Origin of the sequence: Mesorhizobium sp. M6A.T.Cr.TU.016.01.1.1 (genome assembly GCF_003952585.1) — a bacterium.
Taxonomy (GTDB): Bacteria; Pseudomonadota; Alphaproteobacteria; order Rhizobiales; family Rhizobiaceae; genus Mesorhizobium; species Mesorhizobium mediterraneum.
Genome location: NZ_CP034452.1, coordinates 2,117,423 through 2,131,381 on the forward strand (window position 1 = coordinate 2,117,423; position 13,959 = coordinate 2,131,381).

10 protein-coding genes and 1 pseudogene are annotated in these 13,959 nt (G+C 63.9%); 3 read left to right on the forward strand and 8 right to left on the reverse strand.

Annotation, left to right across the window (positions count from 1 at the left end; genetic code table 11):
• Nucleotides 1–17: 17 nt before the first annotated feature.
• The 3 genes from EJ075_RS09955 to EJ075_RS09965 all read right to left on the reverse strand — a co-directional run bounded on the left by EJ075_RS09955 (nucleotide 18) and on the right by EJ075_RS09965 (nucleotide 4,525).
• Complete coding sequence (locus tag EJ075_RS09955; protein ID WP_126104235.1) at nucleotides 18–1,253, reverse strand: D-amino acid dehydrogenase; 1,236 nt, start codon at nucleotides 1,251–1,253, stop codon at nucleotides 18–20.
• 197 nt (nucleotides 1,254–1,450) lie between these two features.
• Nucleotides 1,451–2,236: a GntR family transcriptional regulator gene (locus EJ075_RS09960; protein WP_245458131.1), complete on the reverse strand. Its 786-nt coding sequence runs from the start codon at nucleotides 2,234–2,236 to the stop codon at nucleotides 1,451–1,453.
• A 249-nt stretch (nucleotides 2,237–2,485) separates the two neighbouring features.
• Complete coding sequence (locus EJ075_RS09965; RefSeq protein ID WP_164547072.1) at nucleotides 2,486–4,525, reverse strand: BTAD domain-containing putative transcriptional regulator; 2,040 nt, start codon at nucleotides 4,523–4,525, stop codon at nucleotides 2,486–2,488.
• 240 nt (nucleotides 4,526–4,765) lie between these two features.
• On the opposite strand from EJ075_RS09965, the gene EJ075_RS09970 reads away from it, so the two are divergent.
• The 3 genes and pseudogenes from EJ075_RS09970 to EJ075_RS09980 all read left to right on the forward strand — a co-directional run.
• Nucleotides 4,766–5,854, forward strand: coding sequence for a pyridoxal-phosphate dependent enzyme (locus tag EJ075_RS09970; RefSeq protein ID WP_126104236.1), 1,089 nt, complete (start codon nucleotides 4,766–4,768; stop codon nucleotides 5,852–5,854).
• Nucleotides 5,855–5,874: 20 nt separating this feature from the next.
• On the forward strand, nucleotides 5,875–7,143 hold the full coding sequence (locus tag EJ075_RS09975) for an aminotransferase class I/II-fold pyridoxal phosphate-dependent enzyme (protein ID WP_126104237.1): 1,269 nt from the start codon (nucleotides 5,875–5,877) through the stop codon (nucleotides 7,141–7,143).
• Between the two features lie 106 nt (nucleotides 7,144–7,249).
• Nucleotides 7,250–7,789: pseudogene (locus EJ075_RS09980) on the forward strand (pyridoxal-dependent decarboxylase); the annotation flags it as partial.
• Nucleotides 7,790–7,839: 50 nt separating this feature from the next.
• On the opposite strand, the gene EJ075_RS09985 reads toward EJ075_RS09980, so the two are convergent.
• From EJ075_RS09985 to EJ075_RS10005, 5 genes are all read right to left on the reverse strand, one after another.
• Nucleotides 7,840–9,483: an ABC transporter substrate-binding protein gene (locus EJ075_RS09985; protein WP_126104238.1), complete on the reverse strand. Its 1,644-nt coding sequence runs from the start codon at nucleotides 9,481–9,483 to the stop codon at nucleotides 7,840–7,842.
• Nucleotides 9,484–9,655: 172 nt separating this feature from the next.
• Nucleotides 9,656–10,633: an alpha/beta hydrolase gene (locus EJ075_RS09990; RefSeq protein WP_245458132.1), complete on the reverse strand. Its 978-nt coding sequence runs from the start codon at nucleotides 10,631–10,633 to the stop codon at nucleotides 9,656–9,658.
• A 27-nt stretch (nucleotides 10,634–10,660) separates the two neighbouring features.
• On the reverse strand, nucleotides 10,661–11,341 hold the full coding sequence (locus EJ075_RS09995; RefSeq protein WP_126104239.1) for an isochorismatase family protein: 681 nt from the start codon (nucleotides 11,339–11,341) through the stop codon (nucleotides 10,661–10,663).
• A 17-nt stretch (nucleotides 11,342–11,358) separates the two neighbouring features.
• On the reverse strand, nucleotides 11,359–12,663 hold the full coding sequence (locus EJ075_RS10000; RefSeq protein ID WP_095484758.1) for a Xaa-Pro peptidase family protein: 1,305 nt from the start codon (nucleotides 12,661–12,663) through the stop codon (nucleotides 11,359–11,361).
• A 292-nt stretch (nucleotides 12,664–12,955) separates the two neighbouring features.
• On the reverse strand, nucleotides 12,956–13,933 hold the full coding sequence (locus tag EJ075_RS10005; protein ID WP_126104240.1) for a GlxA family transcriptional regulator: 978 nt from the start codon (nucleotides 13,931–13,933) through the stop codon (nucleotides 12,956–12,958).
• Nucleotides 13,934–13,959 lie beyond the last annotated feature (26 nt).

Sequence of the window (13,959 nt, forward strand, 5' to 3'; positions counted from 1 at the left end):
TCCCTTTCAAAGTCGGTTCAAAGACCATCCATTGGAATGGCCGGCGTCCGGCCGGCGATCAGATCGGCGGTGATCCGGGCCGACCCGTGCGACATGGTCCAGCCGATGTGGCCATGCCCCGTGTTGAGGAAGAGGTTGCGCAAGCGTTGCCGTCCGAAGGCGGGAAGATTGTTCGGCGTCATGGGCCTCAGACCCGCCCACATTTCCGCGCGATGGTAGTCGGCGCCCTCGGGGTAGAGGTCCTCGGCAACCCCTTTCATGAAGGCGAAATCGGCGGGCTTATGGCTGGTGTCGTAGCCGGCGAACTCCGCCGTTGCGGTGACGCGGATGCGGTCGCCGAAGCGCGAGATGGCAACCAGATTGTGCTCGTCGACGGAGGCGATGGTCGGCGGCAGCGGACGATTGCCGATCGGGATCGTCAGCGAATAGCCCTTGATCGGGTAGATCGGCAGTCGAATGCCGATCTTTCTTGCCAGAACAGGACTGTGGCTCCCGAGCGCAATCACATAGGCATCACCCTTGAAAGGCTCTTTGTCGGTGAGCACCTGCGCGACAGCGTCGCCGGTCGTTTCGATACCGGTGATCTTCGTGCCTGTGTGGATGGCGCCGCCGCGGGCGATAATCTTGGCGGCGAGGGCCCTGGTGAACTTTGCCGGGTCGCCGGTCTCGTCGGTCGGGCAATAGATGCCGCCGGCAATCTTGTCCTTGGCGGACGCCAGAGACGGATCGAGCGCGACGACCGCGTCTCGGTCGAGGACCTTGATCTCTTGTCCGTCCGACTGCAGCAGCTTCATATGCTCGACACCATTGTCAAGCGCCTGCTGGCTGCGGTGGAAATAGACGATGCCGCGATCGTTACGGTCGTAGTCGATTTGCTCGTCGGCAACGACCTCGCGCAGCACTGCCTGCGAGTAGGCGGCGAGGCGATGCTTGAGCAGCGTGTTGCGCCGCGCCTTGGCGGCCGTGCATTCCATGAGAAACAACCAGGACCACGTATAGAGCCGCGGATCCGCCGAGAACTTGAAGCGCAGCGCCTGGTCCTTGAGCACCAGCGATTTCAGCAAGGTTATCGGCGCCTTGGGGGACGACCAGACAAAGGAATGGCCTGGCGCGATCATGCCGGCATTGCCCCAACTCGTTTCAGCGGCGACCTGCGCATTGCGTTCAATGAGCGCGACTTCGTGACCGTCTCTTTGGAGTTGATATGCTGTCGTGACACCAACGACGCCGCCACCCAGCACCACTATGCGCATGACGCCTCCGGAAATCACAAAGTGAGTACACTTTAGAAGGTTGGTTGGAATTCACAAGAGGCCTGAAGAGATGGGCGAGGCGACGAAGCTGCCGATCTCCCCCCATGCGGCCCCATGCGGGGGAGATCGGCTGTTCCGCCGCTCACGCTCGTTCCGCCTCGCTGTGTTCCTCTTCCCCGCTCTCCGCGATGGTCCTCCTACGCGGTAGTGCCGAAAAAGATCCGCGCTAAGCCACGCGCGGCCACCTCCATTGCATGCGCCGAACTCAGCGTGATGTGCTTTTCGACCAGGGCTGCCCCGCCCGCGGCATCGCGACGGCGCAGGGCATCAATGATCGCCTCATGCTCCTGGTAGCTGTGGCTGCGGCGCGGCATGGACTCCAGATCGATGCGCCGGAAAAAGCGAATCCGCGAACATAGGCCCTCGAGCGCATTGACCATCTGCGCATTCTTCGACAATTGCGTCAGGGCCATGTGGAAACTTTCATCGGCAACGGCAACCTTCGCCCACGACCCTTCACCCTTCAGGCTGCTATGCTTGGTCCATGCGTCGACCGTCGCCTGGATCTCGGTGTCCGTTGCCCGCTCACAGGCCAGGACGAATGCGGCCCGCTCGATCGCCGCGCGGAGCTCGTAGAGATCGCGCACGGCTTCCGGCGTGAGCTCGCGGGCATAGAATCCCTTGTTCGGAACGGACGCCACGAAGCCGTCGCGCTGCAATCTGTTGAGGGCCGCGCGCACCGGCGTGCGACTTACGCCAAGTTCAGTCGCGAGTTCGACCTCGTTGATCTTCTCTCCCGGCCGGAAACGATAGTCGATCGCGAATTCCTTGATCGCCGCGTAGACCCGATCGACACTGTCGGCAGCGCGGACGATGCGCTCTCGCTCCTTTGCGCGCGTTTGGACTTTTACCCCGTCATTGACGTCATTCCTGGGGTTCGTTGTCATCCTGTCCTCATGCCTCCACGCACGCAGCTGAAGCACGCGTCTGAAGAGGCCCATGCGACGCGCTTTATTTTTTTGTATGCATGTCATTACCCCTTTTGGGCGACATGCATTAGCCTCCCGAGAAGGTCAGCTCCGATAAGATACATAGCTGAGTCGTAAAGTGTACTCAGTTATCCGCACCGAGGAAGGCCGGGCGAGGATCGCGGCCACGATCGGTTGTAGTGTCAGACGGAGGCATGGCTCGGGCTCATTCGCTTCACAAGCACCATCCCGACCTGGGATGGATCAGCCCAGCCCAATCCTTCCCGCCCCTTGCCGGAACATGGCCTCGGCGTCCGGCTCGAAGCGGAAGGTGCCGATAAAATCATCGGCGCAGTAGTTCGGCAGCGTCTTGCGCAGCGCGGCGGAAAAGTTTCGCGCTTCGTCAAGCCGTCCCGCCAGCGCAAGGCAGTGAGCCGCGATCGCCAGGATGATGGCATGAGCATTGGGACGGGCGGCGGCTTTCAGCGCCCATTCGGCGGCCTCGTCGAACTGGCCGAGCCGGACATGCGCCATCGCCCTGACCCCCAGCATGCCGAACAGCAGCGGATCGAACGGGCTCAGATGGCGCGAATGGTCGGATGAACCGATCGCCGCTTTTGGGTCACCCGACTGCGAGTGTACAAACGAAAGTGCGTAGTGGCCAAGCGCGAAGTTCGGGCTGAGGTCGACGGCCCGCTCCAACTCGATGAGGGATCCGTCCTGCTCGCCGCGCAGCCACAGAGCCCGGCCCATGGCCCAGTGGGCGGCCGGATTGTGGTCATCGACCAGAAGACTTTGGCCGGCGGTTTCGAAGGCGAGGGCGCTTTCCCTGTCGCGGTCTCCCCAGCGCTGAAAGGCGTTTTGCCAATGGGTGAAGGACAGGCCGGCATAGGCTCGGGCGAAGGTCGGATCGAGCTTCAGGGCCATGCCGAAGAAATGCCGGGCCTGTTCGTTTTCCGTGCGGGTGAAGCGATACATGTGCCAGATGCCGCGATGGTAAGCCTCCCAGGCATTCAGCGAGTTGGGCGCTTTCAGCAAGGCGCGGTTGCGCTCGACCATCTCGATTTCGGCCGAGATCGACGAGACAATGCTGTTGCCGATATCGTCGAGGACGGCAAAGATATCGTCGGGCTTGCGCTCGAACGTCTCGGCCCAGACGATCCTGGCCGTGCGAACCTCGACAAGTTCGACTGAGACCACGATGCGGCCTGCCTGGCTGCGCACGGTGCCGGTGGCGACATAGTCGACGTTAAGCCGCCGGCCGGCGTCTTCGGGCGCGATGTTTTTTTCCGCCAGCGCAAAGACAGAGCCGCGGGCGATGACGAAGAAGTCCCTGAGCTTGGCCAAACGGGTGATGATGTCGTGGGTGAGGCCGTCGGCTAATCCACCGCGAGAGGGGCCACCGCGAACACCGCCGATGCCGGCTTCCTCGATGAAAGGCATCACGGCAAGCGAAGCCTTCTGCGATGCAGCAGTATCGGGATGGGGAAGCACAATCGACGCCTGGGGGGCCGCGGGCAGGAGTGCCGGTCGCGCCCAGAGCGTCGCGGCAGGTCGTTCGCTGCGGATCGTCCGCCATGCCTCACGAACGGGACTGAAATCCAGATCCTCCGAAGCAAACAGCTGCTCCGCGGAAGCGAGATGTTCCTCGCACGCGCCGATCTGGCCGCGCCGTGCAAGCCCTGCCAGAAGAGCCGCATGCGCGCGCCCGTCGAACGGATTAAGTTCCACCCACTTTTCCAGATGCGGAGAGGTTTCGTCGGCATCTGCCGGGAGATTGTTGACGAGATGTTCCAGGATGGCGGCATGGCATGATCTGAACCGGCGGCGTTGCGCGATCAGCCAGCTGTTGAAATGCGGGCTGCGGTCGATCTCCAGCCCGTCGAGGAAATCGCCGACGAACAGGCCGGACAAGACCTGCAGCCGCTCCAGATCGAGCGTCTCGATTCCTTCAGCGGCGGCAGAGGCAATATCGATTGCGTCGACGAGACTGCCGCTGAGATCAAGCGCGACCGTATCGCCAGACGTCTCGATCCTGGCGGGGTCGTCGAGAATGCTTCTGAGCTTGCTGAGGCACCAGCGAAGCTCGCCCCTCGGATCGTTCGGCACGTCCCACAAGAGCTCACACAGACGGCTGCGTCCGACGGCATGCGGCGCTAGCGCCAGATAGGCGAAGAGCGCGCGCAGCTTGCGCGATGCCGGCAGTTGCACGACGGCACCGTCGCGCATGATCGTCAGCGGCCCGAGCAGCCGCACGGACAGCCCGGCCGTTGCGCCGCCCAGGCTCGATCGAGCGGATTCCACGTGCGTTTCCACGCTTGCTCCCACGCTGGCCTATCGCCCTCTGCTTTATCACTGAAAGCGATAGAGTGCATCCGGCAACGCATTTTCCGCGCCGGACGCCGGCACCGCCGCTTTCCGAGCCGCATTGCCGGCAAAGGCACCTTACCGCGGTAAGGTCTCGAAACCTCGCCGCCCAAGCCGCCGGTTTGTAACCGGCTCGTGACGACAACTCGTGACAATAACAAAAAGAGGAGAACAGCCATGTTGTATCAGCAAAAAATCAGGACCACGGCCGGCCGCGGCCGCCTGTTCGACAGTATTCTCGACACCGTCGGCGATACGCCGGTGATCAGGATCAACAATCTCGGCCCCGATGGTGTGACGATCTATGTGAAGGCCGAGTTCTTCAATCCGGCGGCGTCGGTGAAGGACCGGCTGGCGCTCAACATCATCGAGGAGGGCGAGCGCAGTGGCGCCCTGAAGCCGGGCCAGACCGTCGTCGAGGCGACCAGCGGCAACACCGGCATCGGGCTGGCCATGGTCTGCGCGCAGAAGGGCTATCCGCTGGTGGTGACGATGGCCGACAGTTTCTCCATCGAGCGCCGCAAGCTGATGCGCATGCTGGGCGCCAAGGTGGTGCTGACGCCGCGCGCCCAGAAGGGTTTTGGCATGTACAACAAGGCGGTGGAACTGGCCGAGGCCAATGGCTGGTTCCTGGCCCGCCAGTTCGAGACCAAGGCCAATGCCGCCATTCACGAGGCGACGACGGCGCGCGAGATCATCAACGACTTTGCCGGATCGCGGCTCGACTGCTTCGTCACCGGTTACGGAACCGGCGGCACCGTCGTCGGTGTCGGACGCGTGCTGCGCCGGGAGCGTCCGGAGATCAGAATCGTGCTGGCCGAGCCCGCCAACGCCCAGCTTATCGGCAGCGGCAAGGCACAGGAGCGTGGCGCCGACGGAGCGCCCGCCGCCAGCCATCCGGCTTTCGAGCCGCACCCGATCCAGGGCTGGACCCCGGATTTTATCCCCAACGTGCTGCAGGAGGCGGTCGACGCCAGCCTTTATGATGAGGTCGTGCCTGTCCCCGGGCCCGAGGGCATCAAATGGGCCAAGGCGCTGGCGCAAAAGGAAGGGATTTTCACCGGCATCTCCGGCGGAGCCACTTTTGCCGTGGCACGCCAGATCGCGGAAAAAGCCGCACCCGGCTCGGTGATCCTGTGCATGCTTCCCGACACCGGCGAACGCTACATGACGACGCCGCTGTTCGACGGCATCGAAGCCGAGATGGACGCGGAGGAGACAGCGCTTTCGCGCTCGACGCCGGGTTGCCAGTTCCCGGCTGAATAACGGGAGAGGGAGAAATCACCATGGACGCGACGCCAAAATCCTCCGGCATGGCTTTCGAAGAAACGCTCGACATGCGCCGCCTGCAGCAGGGGAAGTGCGTGCCAATCGCCACCGTGTCAAGCCGGATGCTCGCCGTCACCGAGGAAATGCGCACGGTCATGGATTTTGCGCGAAACGTCCTGGAGGGCGACGGCCTGGGGCCTGATGCCTGCGATTTCATGTTCGGCAATCCGCAGGAAACGCCGTTGCGTGGATTTGTCGATGCATTGATCCGCCACGTCGAGCCACAGGATGTTCACTGGTTCGGTTATAAAAAGTACGATGCGCTGGCGCGCGAAACGGTGGCCCGCTCGCTCAGCCAGGCGCGAAGCCGGAACTACAAGCCAGACGACATTGCGATCACCGCGGGAGGGTTCGGCGCGATAGCGGCTGCGCTGCTCGCCGTGCTCGAGGTGGGAGAGGAGGTCATCTATCCGCGTCCCGGCTGGTTCGCCTATGGTGCCCAGATTCGCGGCGCGGCAGGGACACCCGTCGCCGTCGACCTAGCACCGGGAACCTATGACCTCGATCTCGAAAGGATTGAGGCAGCGATCACCCCGCGCACCCGCGTGGTGGTGGTCAACACGCCGCACAACCCGACCGGCCGCATCTTTCCCCGCGCTCAACTCGACGCGCTCGCCGACAAGCTCGCGGCCGCGTCCGAAAGATTTGGCAAGGTGATTTATCTCCTTGCCGACGAGCCCTATGCGCGACTGGTGTTTGACGGCCATGCGCATATCAGTCCGGCCGAGAGCTACCCGCACACGCTAATCGCCTATTCCTTCGGCAAGACCTTGCTCGCGCCCGGCGAGCGCCTGGGCTGGCTCGCACTCGGGGCGGACATGCCCGAGGCCGATCGCATACTATTGCGCGAGGCTGTCGACATAGCGCAGGTTTCGCACGGTTGGGCTTTCGCCGGCCGTACTCTGCAGCGGGCACTGCCTGATCTCGAGAAGCTCAGCATAGATGTCGCAGCCCTCGCGCGGCGCCGCGATCGCATGGTCGAAGGCTTGAGGGCAGCGGGATACGACCTGCCGGTGCCTGAAGGTACCTTCTATCTCATTCCACGCTCCCCAATACCGGACGACGTGGCCTTCGCGGCACGCCTCGCAACTGACGGTGTCTGGGTGCTGCCCGGTAGCGTCGCCCAATTGCCTGGACGTCTGCGGATCAGTTTGACTGCAAACGACGGCATGGTGGAGCGCTCTTTGCCCGTCTTTGCGCGAGCGATCCGGGAAGTCGCAGCCTAACTCCTGGCGAGCAGGAGCTCACACAAGGGCTTCTGGTCCATCGCTTGAGCGATGGCTGGCGGCCGTTGCAATCGACTGCTGAATGCCAAATTAATAGGTCCTGATCCTAGTCAGGGATGCTTCAGCGCATCGCAAAACCTTCGCGGTCACGCCGGAATATCTGGAATCGACGCCGCGCGGCCTCGCCTCCGGACACTGGCTGCATGATTACGGCCTGCAGACGTCACGCGGTTTCCGGGCGCTGAAAGTATGGATGGCGCTGAAGGAGCACGGCATCGAGAAGTTCGGCCGCCTGATCGACCAGAACATCGCGCAGGGACACTATCTCAGTATGCTGATCGAGGCCGAGCCGCTGCTGGAACTGGTCGCGCCGGCGAACATCAACATCGTCTGTTTTCGCTACCGCGGCGACGGGCTGACGGGCGACGAGTTGACCAGCGAGGCCCTGAAGGCGCTCGACACCGAGATCATGCTGAGGCTGCAGGAAGAAGGCATCGCCGCCCTTTCGGATACGACGGTGCATGGCCAGCATTGCCTCAGGGTGGCGATCAACAACCACCGCACCCGGCGCGGGGATCTCGACCTGCTGGTGCGGGAAACGGTTCGCCTCGGACGAGAGATATCAAGGCCTGGCGTGGCCGGCTGACGCCGGCATTCGCTGCGTTGACCGCCGGCTTGCCGACCCGTCTGCAAAGCTCACGCCTCGAGCCAGACCTTCTCGAAATGCTGCTCCAGCGACTGGTGCTGCTCACAGCCATGCACGCCCTTGCGATAAGTCCGGTAGACCGAGCGCCAATAGGGCTGAATGATGATGCCGGACTCGCGCAAATTCTGTTCGATCTTGGCCATGATCTCCTTGCGGGCGCCGGCGTCGGGTGTGGCCAGCGCCTTGTCGAGCAAGGCGTCGAACTCCGGATTTGCGTAGGCGCTCTCGTTCCAGGCAGCGCCCGATCTGTAGGCCAGAGCCAGCACCTGAACGCCCAGTGGCCGGCCGAGCCACTCGGTGCAGGAGAAAGGATATTTGCTCCAGTCGTTCCAGAACGTCGCCGCCGGCAGCACGGTGCGTTTGACCTTCAGTCCGGCGTCGCGCATCTGCGCGGCGATGGCATCGCCGGTGTTCTTCTGCCAGTCGACATCGACGGATATCAAGTCGTATTCGTGGTCGGACTTGCCGGCCTCGGCAAGCAGCGCCTTGGCTTCGTCGACATTGCGCACGGCCGGGCCGATATCGGCATATTCGGCGTGCATCGGGCCGACATGGTGGTTCTCGGCCGGCTTGCCGCGGTCGTTCATGCCGATCTTCAGGATCGCGCTGTTGTCGACGGCGAGCTGGGCGGCCCGACGCACCCTGATGTCGTCATAGGGCGGATTGCCGACGTTGAAGCGCGCGACGATGGTCGAGCCGGTGGCAAGCTCCGAATTGCTCAGATCCATGGCGTCCGTTTGCGAAACCGTGTCGGCGGCGGTTTCGTGGTTGGTGTCGATCTCGCCCGATTCAAAAGCCGAGAACATGGCATTGGGATCGGAGCCGTAGTCGACCCATTGGATGCCATCGAGATAGAAGTCGCCTTTCCACCACGGCTTGTCCTTGCGGCGGACCTCGGCGCCGACCTCGGCGTTCCATGCCACCAGTTCGCAAGGTCCGGTGGTGATCGCCAGCGCCTTCAGCGGATCGCCGTCGCCGTCGTAGCTGCGGTGCATGATCAGCGCCGGATAATCGGTCATGCCGGCAATCAGCGATATATCGGGCTTCGGCAAATTGAGCCGGACGGTAAAGTTATCGACACGCTCGATGCCGCCGTCGACCGGTTTCTTGGTAGCGGCGTCGACCAGCGCGCCCATGCGCTCGGCGACCGAATTACCGGCGACGCCGGCATCGCACCAGCGCGTCAGATTGTGGACGATGTCGGCGGCGTTGAAGGTATCGCCATTCGACCAGGTGATGCCCTTGCGGACGTGCAGCGTGAGCACGCGGGCGTCGTCGCTGGTCTCCCAGCTCTCGAGTAGCCACGGCTCGAAGGTGAAATCGCGGTTCCAGCGCACCAGATATTCGTTGCACTGACGGGCGACATTGGCCATTTCGACGCCGTCGAAAGTGCGCGGGTCTTTCCAGCCCTTGACGTTCATGGCGACGCGCAAGACGCCGCCGCGCCTCGGCTCCTCGGCCGCCCTGGCCGGGGAGGGCGCAAGGCCGCCCAGCGCCAGCGCGCCGGCGGCGCTGACGCCAAGCGCTGCCATGGTGGCGAGATATTCGCGCCGGTTCATGCCGCCTTTCTTGAAGCCGTCGGCGACGGGCTCGGCCTGCGGATGCAACGCTCTGTCGGTCAGCATGAATTTCATCGTCGGTCCTTCCTGTCGGCGCCCGGTCGACCGCTTCGCGGGGGCGGATGCGGTTGCCGGGCGCCTTTGGTCATAGGCGATGATAGTGCGGGCTTCAGCGAAGAAATGTTCGCATTTCCGCAGTTGTTGTGCGCTGTTCCGCAGACGGAAGGTCCCCCTCATCGCGGCTTCCCTACAACCAGCCGCCCTTGCCGAGCGTGGCGATGGCGGCGACGATGCGGGTGAACGCTTCGCCGGCCCGCGGCACGGTTTTGCGGGCGCGCAGGAAGCTATGCACGAGGCGCGGCTCTTCGTGCCACCAGGCACGGCCGCCGGCGGCGAGGATGCGGTCACGATAGGCCTCGCCGTCCGATGACAGCGGATCGCATTGCGCGGTGACGACGACCGTCGGCGGCAGGCCGGAGAAGTCGCTGTCGCGCAGCGGCGCGAAGGTCGGTTCGTCTGGCGACTGTGCCTTGCCGGAGCGGACCTGGCGATAGAATCCGATGTCGCTGAGCGTCAGCAGCGGCGCTTCGGCGTGCTCGACATAGGAGCCGGCGCTCTCATCGCCGCCCAGCTCCGGATAGATCAGCACCTGGCCGATTGCGTGGCGAGGATGATGGCGTGCCGCATGCGCCACCCCAGCGGCAAGATTGCCGCCGGCGCTCTCACCGCACAGCACGATCGGCAGGCCCTCTGTGTCAGCCGCCCATTCGAACACCGCCAGCGCATCGGCGAAGGCGGCCGGATGCAGATGTTCGGGCGCCAGCCGGTAGTCGGCGGACAGCACCGCAAAGCCGGTGCCGGCGCAGATATCGGCGCAGATATCGTCATGGCTGTCGAGCCCGCCAAGCACGAAGCCGCCGCCGTGATAATAAACGACCATCGCTTGCGGTGCCTTGCCCGCCAGTTGGTAGCGCCGGATCGGGATCGCATGGTCGCCGGCGGCAACCGCGCTGTCGCTGGCTTCGACGCCTGCGGGAGTGCCCGCGTGAAACGCCCGGCACATCGCGTCATAGACCGCCCGCTGCTTGTCGACCGGCAGATCCATTTCGGGCGGATACCATGCGTTGACCCGGTCGATATAGGCCCACAGCGCCGGGTCGAGCAGCGTCGCGTATTTTCCCCGTTTTGCTGTCTCGGGCTTTTCGGCGTCGCTGACCATTGCCATCCGATCCCACCAAATCCGCTGGAAGCGTCAGAGCTCGTCGTAGAGCCGGGCCGCGTTTTCGTAGGTGAAGCGCAAAGGCACGGAACCCACGACCTGCCATGCATCGACGGTCTCGCCTGCGATCAGCCGGCAGGCGCCGCCGGTGGTGGTCACGGCGCCGCCATAGAGCCGGTTGGCAAGATTGAGGATGGCGGTCTGGTGCATCGCCGTGCTGCCGCTGCCGCAGGCATCCTTGACCAGCAGCACCCGAAAGCCTGATGACACCGCATCCCTGACGGTGGCGTCGATGCAGGCCTCGGTCCACACGCCGGCAACGACCAGCCACTCGATGCCTTCGGCCTTGAGCCGCCCTGCGGCAGGGCCTGCACCGAAGGCGCTGGCCTCAGTCTTGACCAGCATCATCTCGCCGGCGACCGGCGCCACTTCCGGACAGATCGCGGTCAGCGGATCGTCCTTGTCGGAGAAAGCCGACCTGCCATTCGCATCGACCGGATGGAACCGCCGCGCCTCCCTGGTGAGATCGACGATATAGGCCGAATGGTAGAGCAGCACATCGTTGGCCCGCGCCGCCGCCTGCAGACGCTGGACATTGGCGAGAACGCCGCCAAAACCCTCGACCAAATAGCGCCTGTCCTGCCGATGCTCCTCCTGGAGGTCGACGAACACCGCGGCCACCGTGCCGCGCTCGATCGAGACCGGGCCTTTCATTCAAACCTGCCCTTCATTCAAACCTGCTTGTCAAGAAAATCGTCCTCATAGGGAAAGCGCGACAGAAGCTCGGTGCCGGTCTCGGTGATCAGTATCTCGTCCTCGAGCTTGACACCCTCGCGTCCGCCTTTCTCGCCGATATAGCTCTCGACGCTGACCACCATGCCGGGCACGACAAAACCGTCGCGGCCATAGGTCTCGTAGTCCATGGCGTGCGCGATGAACGGCGTCTCGCCATGCATGCCGACGCCGTGCATGACAGAGGTATAGCGCTGGTCGACGAAGCGGTCCGGGATCTTCCAGGCCTTTTCAGCAATCTCGCGAAACGCCATGCCGGGTTTCACGATCGAGATGTTGTGCTGAACCTGGTCGTGGGCCATGCGGTAGAGCGATTTCTGATAATCCGTCGGCTTGCCCGGCCCGCAGCGGAAGGTGCGCGAGAAGTCCGAATAATAGCCGTAGCAGCCGATCGTATCGGTATCCAGCGCCAAAAGTTCGCCCGGCCTGATCTTGCGGCCGCTCGCTTCGTTGAACCATGGGTTGGTGCGCTGGCCGGAGGTCAAGAGCCGGGTTTCGATGAACTCGCCGCCTTGGCGGATCACCTCGTGATACATGATGGCGAACAGGTCGTTTTCGGAAACACCGGGCTTGATCGCCTCGCGCACCGCATAGACGGCGGCCTCGGCGCCGGCCATCGACACCTGCAGGCATTTTACTTCTTCGGGCGTCTTGACCGCCCGCACGGCGAGGATTTCGCCTTGGCAATCCCTGACCTCGCAGCCGCGCTTTTCCAGCGCCAGCGCCTGCAGATGGCCGCAGCGGTCGAGGCCGAGCTTCATCGAGCCGCCGCCATGCGCCTTGAGCAGCTCGGCGATCTCGTCGGCGAAGGGACCCGCTGTTTCATCGTCGCGGCCCGACACCGAGGACCACACCAGCTTGGAAGGACGCGCCTCGTCGATCGTGTCGAGCACCATCGAGACATGGTAGCTCTGCGGATATTCGAACAGCACGATCGGCCCTTCGGTGGGGATGAAGAAGTAGCGGGTCGAGTTGCGCAGGAAATAGCCGAACATGTTGCGCGAGCCGGTGGCGTAGCGCTGGTTGTAGGGATCGAACAGCACCACGCCGCCATAGCCGGCCTCGCGCATCCAGGCGCGCAGTTTCGCCAGCCGCCCCTTGCGCAGCGCGTCGGCGTCGATGAAGGACGGCTCGGTATCGGACAGCCACATGCCGCCGGCCGGATCGGCCGCCGCCGGGTGGCGCATACGGTCTTTGAAATCCACGTCCTCGGTGCTGTCGGGATCAAAAACGACAATGCTCATGGGGTGCCTCCTGGAAACGGGGAAGATGAGCCATGCCTTGCGCAGAGGCTGTGCGGAATCCCGCAGGTGTTGTGCCGGATGCCGCTTGAAGTCGTCCGTAGCGCTCTACGGCGCCCCCTCTGTCCTGCCGGACATCTCCCCCTCAAGGGGGGAGATCGGCCGTCATCGCCGCTTTCGCGAATTTCGACCGTCGCAGGAGGAGCGGAGCATCGAAGCTGCCAATCTCCCCCCTTGAGGGGGAGATGCCCGGCAGGGCAGAGGGGGGCGCTGTCCCGCCAACGTCCGAGAGGACCTAGCGCCTGCGCGCCACCTTCGGCGCGTGCCCATGCTCCTCCCGAAATGCCCGCGCAAAACTCGACATCGAGGCGAAGCCGCAGGCGAGCGCCACGTCGCGCACCATCAGCGTCGAATGCGCCAAGAGATCGGCGGCGCGCTTCAGCCGCAGGCGGCGGTAATAGCCGTTGGGCGAGATGCTGAGCTCGGAGCGGAAATTCCGCTCGAGCTTGTCGGAGGAGACGCCGAGCTTATCCGCCAGCGCCGCCATGCCGAGCCGCTCTTCCACCGCATCCTCCATGATGGCGATGGCCGACAGCACCAGCTCGTTCTGGACCCCGGTGCGCAAGCGCAGCGGCATCAGCTTGCGGTCGATGCTGGAGCGCAGCGGACTGTGCACGAACCATTCGGCGACGCCGGCCGCAAGCTCGGCGCCATAGTCGTTGGTGATGATCTCCAGCATCATGTCGAGGCTGCCGACGCCGCCGGCCGAGGTGAAGCGCTTGCGGTCGATGACGTAGAGATCGCGCCTCAGCTCGATATCCGGAAACGCCTCGGTGAAGGCGGCCTGGCTTGTCCAATGCAAGGTGCAGGCATGGCCGTCGAGCAGGCCGGCCCGCGCCAGGAAGAAGGCGGCATCCGCCACCGCGCCGATATGGGCGCCGCCACGCAGGCTTTTGCGGATCCAGCTCACCGCATCGTCGGCGACGAGATGATCGGCATTGCCGCCCGAGCAGACGACAATGCGATCGACCTTCGGCGCATCACCGGCGAAAAATCCGGGCTGGATGACGACGCCGTTCGAGGCCTCGACCGGGCCTTCGGCGGCACCGACGATGATCCAGCGGTAGCAATTTTTCTTCGCCAGCACATTGGCGGCGCGCAAAGGCTCGATCACCGAGCTGAACGCCATCATCGGAAAGCCGGGGAAGACGAGGATGGCGAAGGTGAGCGGGGTGTCGCTTGCCGTCGGTTGGTTGCGTTGTCGGTTGTTCATAACTTCCGGAGCCAGGCAGCAAGGTG